This window comes from Acidovorax sp. 69 (assembly GCF_002797445.1).
Lineage (GTDB): Bacteria > Pseudomonadota > Gammaproteobacteria > Burkholderiales > Burkholderiaceae_C > Acidovorax.
Window position 1 is genome coordinate 2,742,747 of record NZ_PGEP01000001.1, and the last position, 17,718, is coordinate 2,760,464.

Sequence of the window (17,718 nt, forward strand, 5' to 3'; positions counted from 1 at the left end):
TTCTTCTTGCTGACGCACTGGTACACTCCCTGAACTCTTTTTTGCTCCATTTGTGTCTGACTCTGCGGCCTCTCATCTTGTAGATCTGCGCGAACTTCGCCTGGATACTGCGCACTCGCTGGTGGTTCAGGCCGGCGGCAGTGAAGCAGCATTGCACCGCGAGGTTCCCTCGCGCTACTTGCAGGGCCTGATTGACGGCCTGTGCGAGCTGTCCCTCAAAGACCCCCTCACCGGCCTGGCCAACCGCAGGCATTTCCGCGCGGTGCTGGAGCGTGAAATCGACCGTGTGACACGTTCGGGTGAAGCCGCCTTGCTACTCATGCTCGACATCGATCACTTCAAAAAAGTGAACGACACGCATGGCCATCTGGCTGGCGATGTGGTGTTGCAGGCCGTAGCACGCACGCTCAGTGCCTGCGTGCGCCCCATGGACACCCTGGCACGTTATGGCGGCGAAGAGTTTGCCGTGGTGCTACCCGCCTGCCAGGCCGCTTTTGGGCGCGTAGTGGCCGAGCGCATACGTCGGGCTGTGGCCAACACGCCCATCCAGATATCCCCCTCGGTGGAGCTGAATGTCACGATCAGCATTGGCGGCGCCTTTGCCATGCAGTGGATCCGATCAACCACACTGCTGTGGACCGACCGCGCCGATCACCAGCTCTATCAGGCCAAATCGTCAGGCCGCAACTGCGTCAGCATTGAGGAGCAACCCGACAGCACCGTCAGTGCCGAAGAGAAAAGCCTGTTGTTTGGCCCGCTCTACACCCCCTCGGGTTGGGGCGACCTGCCCCCGCTGGACCCCAACCCAACAGGCAGCGCCTACTGAAAGTTAGATGATGAGCGACGCGCTGTCCCCCCAACCCACTTCGCCCGCAGTTCCTGCGGGCCCCGCCACCCCTCCAGCACCAGCCGCGCAAGGCGCCCGCATCATTGCGGTCACCAGCGGCAAAGGCGGGGTGGGAAAAACCTTTGTATCGGCCAATCTGGCTGCGGCACTCACCCGCCGCGGGCAGCGGGTGCTGGTGCTGGATGCCGACCTGGGCCTGGCCAATCTGGATGTGGTGCTGAACCTGCACCCCAAGATCACCCTGCACGATGTGTTCACGGGCAAAGCCGCACTGGACGATGCCGTCATCGCCGCCCCCGGTGGTTTTGATGTGCTGCTGGCGGGCTCCGGCATGGTGGAGTATTCGCGCCTGACACCCGAGGTACGCAACCAGTTTCTGAGCGTGATTCAGGCACTGACTCCACGCTACGACGTGGTGCTGCTCGACACCGGCGCCGGCATTTCTGATGTGGTGCTGTTTTCTGTGTCGCTGGCATCAGAAGTCCTGATCGTGGCCACGCCCGAGCCCACGTCGCTGACCGACGCCTACGCCGCCATAAAGGTGCTGGCCATGCAGCAAAAACGCCAGCATGTGCGCATGGTCATCAACCAGGCGGCACGCCCGGGCGATGGCCGCGCCATCACCAGCCAGTTGCAGCAGGTGCTGGACCGCTTTGTCAGCACCGATTCAGGCCGCCCTATGCGGCTGATCCACATGGGTGACATTCCGGCCGACCCCTCCGTGCGCGATGCGGTGATGCGCCGCCAACTTTTGCTGCTGCAAACCCCAGGTTGCCCTGCTGCGCTGGCGATTGCCCAGCTGGCCAACAAGATAGAAACCACACTGCTGTCGCCAGCAGCGTAACAATGCCCGCAAGCCCCGATAGGCCCATGGGCCTTCGGCGGCGCAGGTGATTCACAAGCCCATGACCGGGCCCTTGTTCGTCAAATAGCCGTGAACCACAACGTCCTCAACATCTCCTGCTACAAGTTCGTGCCCCTGCCCGATGCCGCAGCATTGCGCGAGTTGCTGCAGGCGCGGGCCACTGCCGCCGAACTCAAAGGCACCATCCTGCTGGCCGAGGAAGGCATCAACTTCTTTCTGGCAGGCCCGGCCACTGCGGTGCGCGGCTTTGTAGAGGCACTACGCAACGATGCACGGTTTGCCGATCTGGAGCCCAAGGAGAGCTGGTCGGACACCCTTCCGTTTCGCAAGATGCTGGCCAAGGTCAAGCGCGAGATCATCCGCATGGACCACCCCACCATCCAGCCCGCCCAAGGCCGCGCCCCCTCGGTGGACCCCGCCACGCTGCACCGCTGGCTGGCCCAGGGGCATGACGATGATGGCCGCGAGGTGGTGACACTGGACACCCGCAACGCTTTTGAAGTGGATGCAGGCACCTTCGACAATGCCATCGACTGGCGTATCGACAAATTCACCGAGTTTCCACCCGCACTGCGGGCCCACAAAGGGGAGCTGCAGGACAAGACCGTGGTGAGTTTTTGCACCGGAGGTATCCGCTGCGAAAAAGCCGCCATCCTCATGCGCGAAGAAGGCCTTTCGCATGTTTACCAACTGGAGGGTGGCATCCTGAAATACTTTGAGCTGACGGATGGCGCGCACTACCACGGAGGATGTTTTGTGTTCGACGAACGCCGGGTGCTGGACACCGGGCTTGCTACCGACACCCTCACAGCTAGCGGCGAATTTGCTATCAAATAATGAGCATCCAGCGCTTTAAGCACCTGCGCTACAGCCCATTTTGACTCAAAAAATCACCCTTTGAACCGGTGTTCCGGCAGGGGAATCCACTCCACCTCGCCCGGCACCTGCCCCATGGCCTGGGCATCCCAGTCTGTCGCGGCTTGCACGATACGGTCCTTGCGGCTGGAGACAAAGTTCCACCACATGTGGCGCGGTGCATCCAGCGCGTCGCCACCAATCACCATCAACTGCACCGCGCTGTCACCCGCAGCAAGCTGTGTGACCTGCCCCGGCTCGACCACCGCCAGTAGCTGCGCAGCCACCGTGTCCCCGTTGAGCACTACAGGGGCATCCACGGGGTAAACCGCCATCTCCGGTACCAGTGCGGGGATCTCCAGCGTGGCGCCCGCAGGCAACTGCACGTCCAAGTACAGAGTGCGCGAATAGGTGGCGACAGGGGAGGTCTGCCCAAAGGCGTCCCCAATCAGCACCCGCACAGTGGCCTCTCCCACCTGCACCTGCGGGATGGCAGCAGAGGGTGTGTGCACGAACGAAGGATCGGCCTCTTCATGGGCCAGCGGCAGCGCGGCCCACAGCTGGATGCCATGGTTCACATAGGACTGGTTGGCGAGATTCTGCGGGCGGCGCTCGGAATGCACGATGCCGCGTCCCGCCGTCATCCAGTTGATGGCGCCGGGCTCGATCTGCTGCACATAACCCAGGCTGTCGCGGTGCATGATGGCGCCGGAGAACAAGTAGGTCACGGTGGCCAGGCCAATGTGGGGATGGGGTCGCACATCGTGGCCTGCGTCGGGCTCTACCGTCACCGGACCAAAGTGATCAAAAAACAGGAAAGGCCCCACGGACTGGCGCTGCACCGCGGGCAACAGGCGCCGCACCGTGAACCCACCGCCCAGATCCTTGGCGTGGCCTGACAGACGCAGAGGTGCGCTCATGACAACACTCCCATAAAGTCCCTGGCGAAGGCAAAGGCAAGGCAAAAGCGGTGATTCATCGGGCGACTCCTTGAAGGCTGGGCAACAACGTCGCCAGCCTACCAGCTTCAGCTGCCCAACTTGGCAGCCATGGCCGCAACGCGCTGGCCGAACTGCTTGCCGGTTTCCAGATCGCCAGGGAACATCTCGGCGGCCGAGGCATCCGATGGCGATTGCGACATGGCGCCGCTGAAGGAGCCGATCCAGTTCACATCGTTGCGTGTGGCGGCCTTGGAGTTGGCAGGCATCATGCCGTTGCCCACCCACACGCCGCCATGCTGCATGGCCAGGTGGAACAGATAGTCCAGCGTGATTTGCTTGTCGCCATTGGTGCTGGCGCTGTTGGTGAAGCCTGCGAACAGCTTGTTTTTCCAAGCCTGGCTGAACCAGGGCTTGGACGACGCGTCGGCAAACTTCTTGAACTGCCAGCTCGGGCCCGCCATGTAGGTGGGTGTGCCGAAGATGATGGCACTGGCGCCCGCCAGGGTTTCCCAGCCGCCTTCGGGAAGATTGCCCTCGGCATCAATAGCGATCAACTGGGCGCCAGCGCCCTCGGCCACGGCCTGCGCCAGACGCTGCGTATGACCGTAACCCGAGTGGTAAACAACTGCAATGTGTGCCATGAGAAAACTCCTGAGGGATGGATAAAACCAAGGGACCGAGGGAACAAAGAACCCACCGAAGGGCCACAGTGAAGCGGCGATTGCCTGCTGCGCGCGCGCAGCGCGCTAAATGGCAGTCTGCGCCCCACTATAGAGAGAGATCAACAACCTGTCTCAGCGGGCCGACTGGCGCGCATCCAGACTCCAGGCACCAGCGCCGAAGGCCGCCAGGGCCAGCAGGCCGCCCGTCACGCCCACGTTCTTGAAGAACATCAGCTGCTGCATCATTTGCTTGTCGACCGGCAGGCTCCAGTAGGCGTGAAAGAAGAAGCTCGCCACCAGCGTGAAGAACGCCAACGCCAGGGCTGCAAAGCGCGTACCCAAGCCAAAAATAAGGGCCAGACCGCCCAGCACTTCGACGGCTGCTGCGATGGCGGCTGCCACGGTGGGCATGGGCAGCCCGACCGAGCTGATGTAGCCGACAGTGCCAGCGAAGCCGGTCAGTTTGCCGATACCGGCGGGCAGGAACAGTGCAGCCAGCAGCAGCCGGGATGCCAAAGCTAAAGGATTTTGCAGGGATGTGAACATGGTGAGTAACTCCTGAGTGATGGGGGGTTGAAAAACAAAGTCGAACGTCAGGCGGCCAGGTCAAACACGAGCACCTCGGCGTCGTGGCCATCGGTCAACGACAAGGTGGTTTCTTGCTCCATCAGCACGGCATCACCGCCCGACAAAGCATTGCCGTTGACCCGCAACGTGCCGCGCACCAAGTGCACATAGGTCTTGCGCGCCGCTTGGAGAGCCAGCGTGACAGTCTCCGCACCATCGAGCAGGCCGGCGTACAAAGCGGCATCGGCATGGATCTTCACCGACCCTTGGGCGCCGTCGGGCGAGGCCACCAGGCGCAGTGCACCCCGTTTTTCTGCCTCGGCAAAGGTCTTTTGCTCATAGCTCGGAGGGATACCGCCCACGTTGGGCTCGATCCAGATCTGCAGGAAATGGGTGGTCTGGCCCGCTGCATGGTTGAACTCGCTGTGCTGCACGCCAGTGCCAGCGCTCATGCGCTGCACATCGCCGGGCGGGATGCCTTTGATGTTGCCCATGCTGTCCTTGTGGGCCAGTTCGCCCGACAGCACGTAGCTGATGATTTCCATGTCGCGGTGGCCATGGGTGCCAAACCCGGTGCCCGGCGCGATGCGGTCTTCGTTGATGACCCGCAGGTTGCCAAAACCCATGTGGGCCGGGTCGTAATAACCCGCAAACGAAAAGCTGTGAAACGAATTGAGCCAGCCATGGTCGGCATGGCCCCGGTCTTGCGATTTACGAACAGTCAGCATGTGAGTGCTCCTTTCAAGACTCCACTGTAGGACTGCGCAGCGCCCGGCAGGGGCAGATGAATTGATGGCACTATTCAAATAATCTGAATTAACATGGCACCACCATGCAAAACGCACGCGATGTCCTCACCCCAGATGCGCTGACCATGCTGCAGGTGATTGCCGAGGCCGGTAGCTTTGCCGCCGCCGCCCGGCAGCTGGGCCTGGTGCCCAGCGCCCTCACCTACCGCGTACGCCAGATCGAAGATGCGCTCGATGTGCTGCTGTTCGACCGCAGCGCGCGCCAGGCCCGCCCCACCGAGGCGGGCGTGGAGCTGCTGCGCGAAGGTGCCCGCCTGTTGCAGGACATCGACGCCGTGGCCAACCGCGTGCGCCGCGTGGCCACCGGCTGGGAGCCGCAGCTCACGCTGTCCATCGACGGAATCATCTCACCGCACACCATGCTGGAGCTGGTGGATGCGTTCTACGCCATGCAACCCCCCACCCGCCTCAAGCTGCGCGACGGCATCATGACGGGCACGCTGGAGGCGCTGACATCGGGCCGTGCCGATCTGGCCATTGGTGTCTCAGTGGCAGGCAACAACGTGGCGGGCCTGCAGCAGGCCACGCTGGGCGACATGTTGTTCATTTACGTGGTGGCGCCCCACCATCCCTTGGCCACTGCTCCCGAGCCCATTGCAGACGCCACTTTGCTGGAACACCGCGCCGTGGCCGTGGCCGATTCGGCCACGCGCGGTGGTGTCACGATGGGCCTGCTGGGTGGGCAAGATGTGCTGACCGTCGACACCATGCAAGCCAAGGTACGGGTACAACTGCGCGGCCTGGCCGGTGGCTTTTTGCCCGAGCCCATGGTGCGCCCCTATCTGGAGACCGGCCGCCTGGTAGAGCGCCGCGTGGCCCGCCCTGAGCGCAATGTGCGCGTGCATTACGCCTGGGGCGGCCCCGGCTTCACGGCACCCGGTCGGGCGCTGCAATGGTGGCTGAACCAGTTGCAAAGCCCCGCCACACGCCGCGCTCTGCTGGAAAACCACCATCATTTCTGATGCGGATCAAGCTCACAGCCCCCTGTGGCGCGTGTAGAGTGGTTCCTGTTGGTTTTGCATAGCATTTCACCTGCCGACCGTCACCGAAAGGCCTTCCATGAGCAAACCTGATCCTCTCCCCGCCAAACGGCTCCGACGCACCAGCGCCCCTGTCCAAGCAACCCCTGCTGCGGCGCCCACCACCCCATCCGGCAAACCCCAGCGCCATTTCGCCATCATCGGCGCAGGCATGGCCGGCATTGCCTGCGCACGCACGCTGGTGCAAGCCGGGCACCGCGTGACCGTGTTCGAGAAGTCCTCCCAGGCGGGCGGCCGCACCGCCACCATCGACACCCCTTTTGGCAACTTTGATGCGGGCGCCCAATATTTCACGGTGCGCGATCCACGTTTTGCCCGCGCCATCGACACCGTGCCTGGCATCTGCAAGCGCTGGAGCGCCAATTCTGTGCAGGTGCTCGACGCCGCAGGGCGCGTGGCCGCAGCCGGCCTGCCCCACCGCGAAGCGCACTGGGTGGCGAGCCCGGGCATGCAGTCCCTGGTGGGCGCCTGGGCCGAGCCGCTGCTCAAGGCCGGCCAGCTGATCACCCACACCCGCGTCACCGCCATCGAACCCGATTCCCTGAATGCCCCCGGCTGGCAACTGCGCACCGAGGGGCCTGCGGGCAGCCAGCATGTCTATGCCGGCTTTGACGCCGTGCTGCTGGCCCAGCCTTCGGTGCCCGCCCAGGCCCTGCTGGCCAGCTCAGCCGTGGACACCTCGCTGACCGATGCCCTGTCCACAGTAGCCATTGCCCCCTGCTGGACACTGATGCTCGCCTACCCGCAGGCCGTGCGCCCAGGCCTGACCACGCTCGGCCCCCAGTGGAATGCCGCACGCAGCACCCACCACCGCATTGCCTGGCTGGCGCGCGAGTCCTCCAAACCCGGCCGCAACATGGTCGAACGCTGGACGGTACAGGCCAGCCCCGCTTGGTCGGCCGAGCACCTGGAAGACGACGAAGCCCGTGTGCAGGCCAAACTGATCAAGGCGTTTGCCGAAGTCACCGGCATCCGCGCCACGCCGGCCCACGCCGACACCCGCCGCTGGCGCTATGCCCAGACCACACACGCACTGGGCCGCAGCCATTTGTGGGATGCCACCATGGGCCTGGGCGCCTGTGGCGACTGGTGCCTGGGGCACCGGGTGGAAGACGCCTTTGTGTCGGGCCTGGAGCTGGCACTCGCCGTGGCATGACCGTGGACGCGGGCGCTGGTCAGCGCTACGTGGGCCGGTTTGCCCCCTCGCCCACGGGCCCGCTGCATGCGGGCTCGCTGGTGGCCGCGCTTGCCAGCTGGCTGGATGCGCGGGCGCACCATGGCCGATGGCTGGTGCGCATTGAAGATGTAGACCAGCCCCGCTGCGTGCCCGGCGCCGACGCCTTCATCCTGCAACAACTGGCCACCTGCGGCCTGATTCCGGATGCCCCGCCCCAATGGCAGTCAGTCCGTGGAACGCTCTACCAGCGAGCGCTGGAGCAGTTGATGGCGCAGGGCAACGCCTACCCCTGCGCCTGTTCGCGCAAGGACATTGAAGACGCCCAGGCCGCGCTGGGCCATGCCCGTGAGCGCCACGCAGCGCTCCCCTACCCCGGCACCTGTCGCCACGGACTGCAGGGCCGCACCGGGCGCTCCTGGCGCTTCAATGCCACCGAATTTAAGAAAAAACAGCCTGTAGCGCATGTTGCACAAGCACAAGCAGCTACATATTCAATAGCAAACAACGCGGATGAACTGCAGTGGCGTGACCGCCGCCTGGGCCTGCAGCAGCAAGACGTGGCCCGCACCGTGGGCGACTTTGTGCTGCACCGTGCCGATGGGCTCTGGGCTTATCAGCTCGCCGTGGTGGTGGACGACGCAGACCAGGGCATCACCGATGTGGTGCGAGGCGCAGACCTGGCAGACAACACACCGCGCCAGATCCTGCTGCAACAGGCCCTGGGGCTGTCCACGCCCCGCTATCTGCACACGCCACTGGTCTGCGGCGACAACGGGGAGAAGCTGTCCAAGCAAAACGGTGCCCAGGCCCTGGACCTGCGCCATCCGGTATCGGCATTGTCACAAGCGGCCCGCGTGCTGGGGTTGCCACCACTGGAGCATCCGCACCACATTTGCATCTCGGAGGCCCTCACGCTATGGGTTACGGCATGGGGACGAAACTACAATGGCTCATCGTGACCGAACCGACCATTGCCCCCTCCCTCCCGAGCGCTGCGCCCGCTGCAGCCCCATCCGCTCCTGGTGCAGCGCCAGCAGGCGTCACCCACCCCAAAACCATCAAGAGTTTTGTGCGCCGCGCAGGCCGCACCACCACCGGCCAGGCCAAGGCCTTTGAAGACCTTGGCCCCCGTTTTGTGCTTCCCTATGCCCCGGCCCCGCTTGACGCAGTAGCCGCCTTTGCCCGCAATGCCCCGCTGGTGCTTGAAATCGGCTTTGGCATGGGCGAGGCCACGGCCCACATCGCTGGCGTGCGTCCTGGCGACAATTTCCTGTGCTGCGAAGTGCATGAACCTGGCGTGGGTGCCTTGCTCAAGCGCATTGGCGAGCAGAACCTGACCAATATCCGCATCCTGCAGCACGACGCGGTGGAGGTCATTGACCACATGCTGCCCGAGGGCAGCCTGGATGGCGTTCACATCTTCTTCCCGGACCCCTGGCACAAGACCAAACACAACAAGCGTCGCCTGATCCAGTCTCCGCTGGTGGCCAAGCTGGCCGCCCGCCTCAAACCCGGCGGCTACCTGCATTGCGCCACCGACTGGCAACCTTACGCAGAACAAATGCTGCAAGTGCTCAGCGCCGAGCCATTGCTTCAAAACACCGCCACCGGCTTTGCCCCACAACCCGACTACCGCCCCCTGACCAAGTTCGAAAATCGCGGCCTGCGGTTGGGACACGGGGTGTGGGATGTGGTGTTCGTTCGCCGCAACTGACCACCCATATGCCCCGACCGGCCCGCCAAACACCGCCCATGAAACCCATCCTGCAAAACCTGGTGGAGATGACCGGTCACCGCGATCACCTGCGGCTGGAGGTGTCGGTGTTGTCCACGCTGCAAAAGCTCAGCAGCATCACCGAAGTGCGGGCCCTGGAGCTTTTCTCCGACGCAGGGGTGCCCTTTGTGCGCCCGCGCACCTGGGTGGACAACGGCCAGCTGGTCTCCACCGATTCGGAGGCTGCAGCAGACCCGCGCCGCGAACCGCTGGACAACTACCCCGCGCTGCGCGGCTGCGTGGACACCCACGGCGAAAGCGCGCTGGCCTCACCCCGCAAGGGCCGCTATGTGCTGTGGCTGCCGGTGTGGATGCACGACAAGGTCAGCACCTGCCTGGAGATCACGCAGTCGCGACCCTTCTCAGCCCACAAGCTCGACGTGCTCATGGGTGTGTTTCAGGTGTACCAAAACTACCAGAGCCTGCTCGACTACAGCGAGCGCGATGCACTCACAGGGCTCTTTAACCGCAAGACCTTCGACGAACAGTTCTCACGCCACACGATGAGCGGGCTGGCCAGTCGCGCAAGCGCAGCCAACGAATCTTTTGTCACCGATGAAAGCCCTGCAGCCAGCGAACACAAGCCCGTACAGCAGTGGCTGGCCGTTGTGGACATTGACCACTTCAAGCAGGTCAACGACCGCTTTGGTCACCTCTATGGCGACGAGGTACTGATCCTGATCGCCAACATTTTGCGCAGTTCGTTCCGCAGCCACGACCGCATCTTCCGCTTTGGCGGCGAGGAGTTCGTGGTGCTATTGCGCTCGACCACACTGAGCACGGCCCACAAAGTGTTCAACCGTTTTCGCCTGGCCGTGCAGGAGTACCCCTTTCCTCAAGTGGGCCAGGTTACCGTGAGCCTGGGGTTTGTCGGCACCACCAAAGGCTCGCCGGTAGAAATCCTCGGGCAGGCTGACCAGGCGCTCTACTACGCCAAAGAACATGGCCGCAACCAGGTCTGCTTCTACGATGACCTGGTGGCCAGCGGCCAACTCACGCCCAAGGTCGCCAACGACGACGTCGAACTGTTCTGACGCGCGCGTTGCACTAGGCGCGCAAGCGCATGCATGCCGACATCCCGCTGCCGGGCGTTGAACAACCCCTGTGGCTCAGGCCAGCGACGCCAGAATGGTGTCCACATCCACCCCATCGTGTTGCGCAGGCGCCAGAAAGCGCTCGGCATACTCGCGCCAGACTCCGCTGGTCAAGAAGAAGCGAAACACATCGGCATCGATGTGCCGATCACGCACCATGTGGGTCATGATCTTGAGCGACTCGGACAAGGTTTTGGGTGGTTTGTAAGGGCGGTCTGCGGCCGTCAATGCCTCAAAGATGTCGGCCAGCGTCATCACACGGTCTGCCAGGGTAAGGTCTGCGGCTTTCAATCTGCGCGGATAACCCGTGCCATCCAGCTTTTCATGGTGCGAGCCCGCAATGTGAGGCACACGCGCCAGATGCGGTGGAAACGGCAAGCCACTGAGCATGATGATGGTCTGCACGATATGGTCGTTGATCTTGAAACGATCCTCCGCCGTGAGCGTGCCGCGCTGGATCGACAGGTTATGCAGCTCGCCCAGGTGCGCCTCCTGCGGCGGCAGCACCATGTCAAAGCCCCAATGGTTGGCCGGATTGCCCACCTCCACCGGCGGCTTGCGGGCGCCCCAAGGCACGATGTGCTCAGGCCGGTCGGCCAGCAGCGGCTCGTTGGCGGGCAGGGGGCGCACCGGCACCGAGGCCAGCCGCAACAACTCTGCCGCCGACAGGCCCAGCCGGTCATCAAAATGCCGTTGCCACACCTGCCTGCCGATGGCGGCCAATCGCTGCATATCTGCACCGGCCATGAACTCACCGCCCACATTGCTGCGGGCTACAAACGCAAAGTCTTCTTGCAGGCGCTCACGCAGCTGCAGCAACTCACGCTGCAGGCGTACCGGATCGACACCCGCCACCTGCTGCTTCCAATAGTCCAGTTCGGCATCGCGCCACAGCACTTCAAACCGCATACGCACCTCGTGGATGCGGTTGTACAGCGTCTCCAACTTGGTCGCCTTGTCGATGATGTGCTCCGGGCTGGTGACCTTGCCGCAGTCATGCAGCCAGGCACCCAGGCGGAACTCGTAGCGCTCCGCATCGGTCATGGCGACCTGCGCAAAGGGTCCCTCCTTGGCCTCGCACATGCGCTGCATCAGCGACTCGGCCAATTGCGGCACCCGCTCGCAGTGCCCGCCCGTATAAGGGCTCTTGGCGTCGATCGCGTCTGCCAGCAGGCGGATGACCGCGTCGAGCAACTTTTTCTGCCCCTCAATCAGGCTACGCGTTTCAATGGCCACAGACAGGGTGCCTGACAGTTTCTCGACAAACGCACGAAAATGCACGTCGTCCTGCAGCTGGTCCGCCCCGTAGCGCAGCACCAGCAGCCCCAAGGGATGCCCATCCCTTGTGCGCAACTGCACGCGCAGTACACGCGGGTGCAAGGTCTCATCGTCATCCTCGTGCTGATCCCCCGCCTGCACCTCGGCATGGTTGATGAAGTGCACCATTCCCAGGTGATCCGGGTAGCGCGACTGCTGTTCCGGGTCTTCGCAATAGCGGGCGGCACGCAGCAGCCCGGTGCGTTGGGGTTCCACCAGATAAACGGCACCGCCCGTACAACTGGTGGCACGCACCAGTTCATACAACACGCTGGACAGCATCAGGTCCGTGCGCGACTCGGCGCTGATGTGGTGCGTGATGTGCAGAAACTCCTGGATGGTGTCCGACATGCGGTCCATCACGAGCCCCAGATCACGCACCTCGCGCACGGGCGACACCCGCCGCTCGGGACGCCGAAAATCAAACCGGGCCAGCGCCCGCGCCTGCGAAGCCAGCCCAAACAGACTGCGCCCCACCCGCCGTCCCGCCAACCACCCGAAGGGCAGCATGAGACCGATGAGCGACACCGACAGCCACACCTGGCGCCGCAGGTTCTCGTTCACCCCGGCCAACAGCTCCTTCGTAGGAATGGTGATCAGCATCTGAAGCCCCCGCCAGCGCATCGACTCCAAAGGCAAGGCACGGGCCAACCACTCCTCACCACCGGCCTCCAGCCGCCGAGACTCGCCTTCTTTCAGTCCCAGCGTTTGCGCGGCAAGAAGACTATCGACGCCCAAGTCCGCAAGCTCACGCAACCGCAGCGTGGGTGCATCTCCGTCCTTCACAAGCACACGCGCCATGTCCGGATAAGCCAGGACACGGAGATCCTGGTCCACCACCGCGACTTCAGTGCGGGGCAACAAGCGCAGCTCCCCAATCTCGCGTCCCAGATCCGTCAGCGCCACATCCAGTCCGATCACGGCGCGCCCATCTTCGTTGGGCTGGCTCAGCGTGACACCCACTTCCTGTGTGGTGAAAAACACATAGGGTGCGGTGAGTATCTGGGTGTTCCTTTCGGCAGCCTCGGCGTACCAGGGCCGGGTGCGAGGGTCGTAACGGTATTCGGGGCGGACGGACGAATGGATCAGGCGCAATTGGGTGTCGTAGTAGCTCCAGCGCCCCACCAGGCCCTCGCCTGCGCGCTCACGGGACATGGACTGCACCAGGTACGCTGTCTTCGGTGGCGCATCCAGACGCACGCGCAAGGCGTCGTTCCGCAGGGGACGCACAAGCAGAAACTGCCCGTCGGGATAACCAATGAAAACCGCCGACAGCAGCTGGTTTTGCTCCACCAGCCGCGCCAGCATCGGCAGGCGGCGCAGCCGCGCCGGCAGTGTCCCTGCGGTAGTCACCGGGTCAAACGCCAAAAGGCGGATGGTGGCGTCCGCCGGGTCCACGATACGGTGCACCCGTTCGGTAATCAACTGGCTGATGCGCAGCGCACTGTCGTCCGACGCAGCAATGATGGCCTGGCGGGCGCTGGTACTGACCTGGTAGACCAGCAGCACGGTCAGCAGCAGCATGGCCGTGACCACCACCGTGGCAATCAACACCTCAAAAGGAATCGTGATGCGGCGCCACCAGGAACCATCGTCAGCCCGCGGCTGGAAGGCCGAGGCACCGCCATGGCTGGCGACAGAGGGTGGTTCTTGCGGGCTGTTGCGCAGGCTGTCCATGCGCTCGAATGTAGGGGGAAAGCCGGTTTTCCGTCACCCCTATTTGGCAAGCAAGTCCGACAAACCACAGCGGCCCGCGCCGCCGTGGTAGCCGAGGGCATCAGCCCAGTTGTTGCGTCACCCAGCCCGTCACCGAAGCCAGTGCGGCAGGCAGCTTGGAGGCATCCGTGCCACCCGCCATCGCCATGTCGGGCTTACCGCCGCCCTTGCCGCCGACTTGCTGGGCTACAAAGTTCACCAGTTCGCCCGCCTTGACCTTGCCCACGCTGTCGGCTGTGATACCGGCTGCGATCTGCACCTTGTCGCCGTCCACGGCCGCCAACACGATGGCAGCGGTCTTGAGCTTGTCCTTGAGCTTGTCCATGGTGTCGCGCAGTGTCTTGGCATCAGCCCCCGGCAGCGCAGCGGCCAGCACCTTGATACCTTTGATCTCCACGGCCTGGTTGACCAGCTCATCGCCCTGGTTGGAGGCGAGCTTGCCCTTGAGCGCAGCCACTTCCTTCTCCAGCACACGGGCGTTGTCCAGCGCTTGGGTGATACGACCGTTCAGCTCAGCCACCGGCGCCTTCAGGGTGCTGGCAGCCTGGTTCACGGTGTCTTCCAGGTTCTGCAAGTAGGCCAGAGCGTTGACACCGGTCACAGCCTCAATGCGGCGGATGCCAGCGGCCACGCCGCCCTCGCCCACCACCTTGAACAGGCCGATATCGCCCGTGCGCTGCACGTGGGTGCCGCCGCAAAGCTCGCGGCTGGTGCCGATGTCGAGCACGCGCACGGTTTCGCCGTACTTCTCGCCAAACAGCATCATGGCGCCGGTCTTCTGGGCCGACTCGATGTCCATCACGCGGGCCTGCGTAGGCTGGTTGGCCAGGATTTCCTCGTTCACGCGGCGCTCGATCTCGCGGATCTCGGCCGCCGTGACGGCGCCGTTGTGTGTGAAGTCAAAACGCGTGCGGTCGGCGTTGACCAGGCTGCCCTTTTGCTGCACATGGCTGCCCAGCACTTCGCGCAGGGCCTTGTGCATGATGTGCGTGACCGAGTGGTTGCGCACGGTGGCGGCGCGCACTGCGGTGTTCACCTGGGCCAGCACCGTGTCGCCCACGTTCAGCGTGCCCTCTTCGAGCGTGCCGTGGTGGCCAAACACATCGGCCTTGATCTTGAGCGTGTCGCCCACCGCAAAACGGGCCGAGCCGCTGGTGATGACGCCTTCGTCACCCACCTGTCCGCCGCTTTCGGCGTAGAAGGGGGTTGTGTCGAGTACGACCACCCCGGTTTGACCATTTTTTAGGGCCGCAGCGCTTGTCCCATTTACGTAGATAGCTACGATTTTTGCAGTCTCTGCAAGATTTTCGTAGCCCGTGAAGCGGTTGACATCACCGGTGTAATCCAGCGCCTTGTCCATCTTGAACTTGCCTGCAGCGCGGGCCTGGGCCTTCTGCTTTTCCATGGCGGTCTTGAAGCCAGCTTCGTCCACTTCCACGTCGCGCTCGCGGCACACATCGTTGGTCAGGTCGAGCGGGAAGCCGTAGGTGTCGTGCAGCTTGAACGCCACGTCGCCGGGCAGCACCTTGGCACCGCCATCCAGGGTGGCGTCCAGGATTTCCATGCCATTGGCCAGCGTTTCAAAGAAGCGCTCTTCTTCCACCTTCAGCACTTCGGTGATGCGCTGCTCTTGCTCGCGCAGCGATGGGTAGGCGTCACCCATCAGGCGCACCAGGTCGGCCACCAGCTTGTGGAAGAACGGGGTCTTCTTGCCCAGCTTGTAGCCATGGCGGATAGCGCGCCGCACGATGCGACGCTGCACGTAGCCGCGGCCTTCGTTGCTGGGGATCACGCCGTCGCTCACCAAAAACGCGGTGGCGCGGATGTGGTCGGCGATCACGCGCAGGCTCTTGTGGTTGAGGTCGGCCACGCCGGTCTCGCGGCCAGCGGCCTTGATGAGGGCATCGAACAGGTCGATCTCGTAGTTGCTGTGCACGTGCTGCAGGATGGCAGCCAGTCGCTCCAGGCCCATGCCAGTGTCCACGCAAGGCGCGGGCAGCGGCGTGACCTTGCCGCTCTCGTCCATGTCGAACTGCATGAACACGTTGTTCCAGATCTCGATGAAACGGTCGCCGTCTTCATCGGGGCTGCCTGGGGGGCCGCCGGGGATGTGGTCACCGTGGTCGTAGAAGATTTCGCTGCACGGGCCGCAGGGGCCGGTGTCGGCCATCATCCAGAAGTTGTCGGACTTGTAGCGGCCACCCTTGTTGTCGCCGATACGGATCACGCGCTCGGGCGGCAGGCCGATTTCCTTGGTCCAGATGTCGTAGGCCTCGTCGTCTTCCTGATAGACCGTGGCCAGCAGGCGCTCGGGCGGCAGCTTGTAGACCTCGGTCAGCAGCTCCCACGCCCACTTGAGCGATTCGCGCTTGAAGTAGTCGCCAAACGACCAGTTGCCCAGCATTTCAAAAAACGTGTGGTGGCGCGCGGTGTAGCCCACGTTCTCCAGGTCGTTGTGCTTGCCACCCGCACGCAGGCAGGCCTGCACTGACACCGCGCGGTTGTACGAGCGCTTGTCGGTGCCCAGGAACACGTCCTTGAACTGCACCATGCCCGAGTTGGTGAACATCAGCGTGGGGTCGTTGCCGGGCACCAGCGGGCTCGATGGGACGATGGTGTGGCCCTTGGAGACGAAGAAATCCAGGAAGGACTTGCGGATGTCAGCGACAGAAAAAGTGGGATTGCTCATGGTGTTGTGGAGTGGTTGCACGGAGCAGGCAGGGCGCAGGACCCGCGCCTGTGCGTGGCCTGTCGCTGCCCCTATGGGGACCAACCTTTCATTATAGGTTTGCGACCTGCAGGCCCGTGGCGGTATGGCGACAGCGCGGGTGTGCAGGCTGCGGAGTACCGCAACAGGAGCTTGCGCCATTGGGAACAAAAGATGCATTCGGCAGGCAACGGGTGGGGTGGATCGTTCGCAACCGCTCCAAAAACCGCTTGCGCCGATTAAATATCTTGTTAATATATTAATAACTCAACCGAAGCGAACTGCTTCATCCGCCCCCAAGGAGCCCCCGTGAACCACCAACCCCGCTGGCAAGGCATCTTCCCCGCCATCACCACCAAGTTCCACGCCGATGAATCCATCGACGCCGAAGGCACGGCGCGGCACATCGACTTCCAGATCCGCAACGGTATCCATGGCCTGGTCACCTGCGGCTCGCTGGGTGAGGCCAGTACGCTGTCTCTCGAAGAGAAGCTCCAGGTCGCGAAGATCGCTCTCGAAGCCGCCGACGGCCGCGTGCCCGTGCTGGCCAATGTGTCCGAAACCAGCACCCGCGACGCCCTGCGCTACATAGATGGCGGCAACCAACTGGGCGTGGCGGGCTACATGGTGATGCCTTCGGTCATCTACGTGGCAGACGCCCGTGAGGCCATGGCCAACGTGCGCGCCATGGCGGGCGCTGCCCAGCGCCCCCTCATGGTCTACAACAACCCCGTGGCCTACCGCGTGGACCTGAAGCCCGAGCACATGGTGGAGCTGGCCGACTGCGAATGGATCGCCGCCATCAAGGAGAGCACGGGCGACATCCGCCGCATCACCGACCTGCGCAACACCTTGGGCGACCGCTACCAGCTCTTTTTGGGCGTGGATGATCTGGCCTACGAAGGCCTGGCCCTGGGCTGCGACGGCCTGCTGGCGGGCGTGGGCTGCGCGTTCCCACGTGAAACGGTGGCTTTGTACGACCTGATGAAGGCCGGCAAATTTGCCGAAGCGTTGCCGCTGTACCAGTGGATGACGCCCATGCTGCACCTGGATGTTTCGAACAAGCTGGTGCAGAACCTCAAGCTCATCGATGCACTGGTGGGCGTGGGCACCGAGCACATGCGCCGCCCGCGCCTGCCGCTGGTGGGTGAGGAGCGCGCGTTTGTGGAGAGTGTGGTGAGCAAGGCACTGGCCACGCGCCCCACAAAATACCAGTCTGTGGCTTAAAGCGCAGGCGGGTGTTGCTCACCGCGCTCCTCACCAGCCACCAGCCGTCCGGACAGAGCCTGTCGGGGCCAGTGCACGCATGTCGATAAAAGCCCATCGACAGGCTCAGGACGAACTGGC

Annotated in this window: 15 protein-coding genes; 9 read left to right on the forward strand and 6 right to left on the reverse strand. The window is 63.6% G+C overall.

What is annotated here, in order from left to right; genetic code table 11:
• Window positions 1-52: 52 nt before the first annotated feature.
• The 3 genes from CLU85_RS12560 (at window position 53) to CLU85_RS12570 (ending at window position 2,549) form a co-directional block, all read left to right on the forward strand.
• Complete coding sequence (locus CLU85_RS12560) at window positions 53-826, forward strand: GGDEF domain-containing protein (protein ID WP_100410552.1); 774 nt, start codon at window positions 53-55, stop codon at window positions 824-826.
• A 10-nt stretch (window positions 827-836) separates the two neighbouring features.
• Window positions 837-1,691: a MinD/ParA family protein gene (locus CLU85_RS12565; RefSeq protein WP_100412523.1), complete on the forward strand. Its 855-nt coding sequence runs from the start codon at window positions 837-839 to the stop codon at window positions 1,689-1,691.
• A 90-nt stretch (window positions 1,692-1,781) separates the two neighbouring features.
• Window positions 1,782-2,549 (forward strand): sulfurtransferase, encoded by a 768-nt coding sequence (locus CLU85_RS12570; RefSeq protein ID WP_100410553.1) that lies wholly within the window; start codon window positions 1,782-1,784, stop codon window positions 2,547-2,549.
• A 53-nt stretch (window positions 2,550-2,602) separates the two neighbouring features.
• Here CLU85_RS12570 and CLU85_RS12575 read toward each other — a convergent pair whose 3' ends face one another.
• The 4 genes from CLU85_RS12575 to CLU85_RS12590 form a co-directional block, all read right to left on the reverse strand.
• Window positions 2,603-3,487: a pirin family protein gene (locus CLU85_RS12575; protein WP_100410554.1), complete on the reverse strand. Its 885-nt coding sequence runs from the start codon at window positions 3,485-3,487 to the stop codon at window positions 2,603-2,605.
• 107 nt (window positions 3,488-3,594) lie between these two features.
• Window positions 3,595-4,149: a flavodoxin family protein gene (locus CLU85_RS12580; protein ID WP_100410555.1), complete on the reverse strand. Its 555-nt coding sequence runs from the start codon at window positions 4,147-4,149 to the stop codon at window positions 3,595-3,597.
• A gap of 153 nt (window positions 4,150-4,302) precedes the next feature.
• Window positions 4,303-4,716 (reverse strand): DoxX family protein, encoded by a 414-nt coding sequence (locus tag CLU85_RS12585; RefSeq protein ID WP_100410556.1) that lies wholly within the window; start codon window positions 4,714-4,716, stop codon window positions 4,303-4,305.
• Between the two features lie 47 nt (window positions 4,717-4,763).
• Window positions 4,764-5,465, reverse strand: coding sequence for a pirin family protein (locus tag CLU85_RS12590; RefSeq protein ID WP_100410557.1), 702 nt, complete (start codon window positions 5,463-5,465; stop codon window positions 4,764-4,766).
• A gap of 104 nt (window positions 5,466-5,569) precedes the next feature.
• On the opposite strand from CLU85_RS12590, the gene CLU85_RS12595 reads away from it, so the two are divergent.
• The 5 genes from CLU85_RS12595 to CLU85_RS12615 all read left to right on the forward strand — a co-directional run bounded on the left by CLU85_RS12595 (window position 5,570) and on the right by CLU85_RS12615 (window position 10,571).
• Window positions 5,570-6,508, forward strand: coding sequence for a LysR family transcriptional regulator (locus CLU85_RS12595; RefSeq protein WP_100410558.1), 939 nt, complete (start codon window positions 5,570-5,572; stop codon window positions 6,506-6,508).
• 229 nt (window positions 6,509-6,737) lie between these two features.
• On the forward strand, window positions 6,738-7,742 hold the full coding sequence (locus tag CLU85_RS12600) for an FAD-dependent oxidoreductase (protein WP_100412524.1): 1,005 nt from the start codon (window positions 6,738-6,740) through the stop codon (window positions 7,740-7,742).
• The gene (gene gluQRS, locus CLU85_RS12605; RefSeq protein WP_100410559.1) at window positions 7,739-8,722 is read left to right on the forward strand and encodes a tRNA glutamyl-Q(34) synthetase GluQRS; all 984 of its coding nucleotides are present in this window, start codon (window positions 7,739-7,741) and stop codon (window positions 8,720-8,722) included. Before CLU85_RS12600 ends, gluQRS begins: the two co-directional genes overlap by 4 nt.
• Window positions 8,680-9,477: a tRNA (guanosine(46)-N7)-methyltransferase TrmB gene (trmB, locus tag CLU85_RS12610; protein ID WP_100410560.1), complete on the forward strand. Its 798-nt coding sequence runs from the start codon at window positions 8,680-8,682 to the stop codon at window positions 9,475-9,477. Before gluQRS ends, trmB begins: the two co-directional genes overlap by 43 nt.
• Window positions 9,478-9,515: 38 nt before the next feature.
• Window positions 9,516-10,571, forward strand: a complete 1,056-nt coding sequence (locus CLU85_RS12615) for a GGDEF domain-containing protein (protein WP_100410561.1) — start codon at window positions 9,516-9,518, stop codon at window positions 10,569-10,571.
• 75 nt (window positions 10,572-10,646) lie between these two features.
• On the opposite strand, the gene CLU85_RS12620 is transcribed toward CLU85_RS12615, so the two are convergent.
• Both CLU85_RS12620 and alaS read right to left on the reverse strand, forming a co-directional pair.
• Window positions 10,647-13,625: an HD domain-containing phosphohydrolase gene (locus CLU85_RS12620; RefSeq protein ID WP_100410562.1), complete on the reverse strand. Its 2,979-nt coding sequence runs from the start codon at window positions 13,623-13,625 to the stop codon at window positions 10,647-10,649.
• 100 nt (window positions 13,626-13,725) lie between these two features.
• Entirely contained in the window at window positions 13,726-16,353 is a 2,628-nt protein-coding gene (gene alaS / locus CLU85_RS12625; protein WP_100410563.1) for an alanine--tRNA ligase, read from the reverse strand.
• Window positions 16,354-16,680: 327 nt separating this feature from the next.
• Here alaS and CLU85_RS12630 point away from each other — a divergent pair, with 327 nt between their 5' ends.
• Window positions 16,681-17,598 carry a dihydrodipicolinate synthase family protein gene (locus tag CLU85_RS12630; RefSeq protein WP_100410564.1) on the forward strand — a complete coding sequence of 306 codons (918 nt, stop codon included), beginning with the start codon at window positions 16,681-16,683 and terminating at the stop codon, window positions 17,596-17,598.
• Window positions 17,599-17,718 lie beyond the last annotated feature (120 nt).

Coding starts and splice junctions, on each gene's coding strand:
- CLU85_RS12565 (WP_100412523.1), top strand. CDS start 837: ATGAGCGACGCGCTGTCCCCCCAACCCACTTCGCCCGCAGTTCCTGCG.
- CLU85_RS12575 (WP_100410554.1), bottom strand. CDS start 3,487: ATGAGCGCACCTCTGCGTCTGTCAGGCCACGCCAAGGATCTGGGCGGT.
- CLU85_RS12580 (WP_100410555.1), bottom strand. CDS start 4,149: ATGGCACACATTGCAGTTGTTTACCACTCGGGTTACGGTCATACGCAG.
- CLU85_RS12585 (WP_100410556.1), bottom strand. CDS start 4,716: ATGTTCACATCCCTGCAAAATCCTTTAGCTTTGGCATCCCGGCTGCTG.
- CLU85_RS12590 (WP_100410557.1), bottom strand. CDS start 5,465: ATGCTGACTGTTCGTAAATCGCAAGACCGGGGCCATGCCGACCATGGC.
- CLU85_RS12595 (WP_100410558.1), top strand. CDS start 5,570: ATGCAAAACGCACGCGATGTCCTCACCCCAGATGCGCTGACCATGCTG.
- CLU85_RS12600 (WP_100412524.1), top strand. CDS start 6,738: ATGGCCGGCATTGCCTGCGCACGCACGCTGGTGCAAGCCGGGCACCGC.
- gluQRS (WP_100410559.1), top strand. CDS start 7,739: ATGACCGTGGACGCGGGCGCTGGTCAGCGCTACGTGGGCCGGTTTGCC.
- trmB (WP_100410560.1), top strand. CDS start 8,680: ATGGGTTACGGCATGGGGACGAAACTACAATGGCTCATCGTGACCGAA.
- CLU85_RS12615 (WP_100410561.1), top strand. CDS start 9,516: ATGAAACCCATCCTGCAAAACCTGGTGGAGATGACCGGTCACCGCGAT.
- CLU85_RS12620 (WP_100410562.1), bottom strand. CDS start 13,625: ATGGACAGCCTGCGCAACAGCCCGCAAGAACCACCCTCTGTCGCCAGC.
- alaS (WP_100410563.1), bottom strand. CDS start 16,353: ATGAGCAATCCCACTTTTTCTGTCGCTGACATCCGCAAGTCCTTCCTG.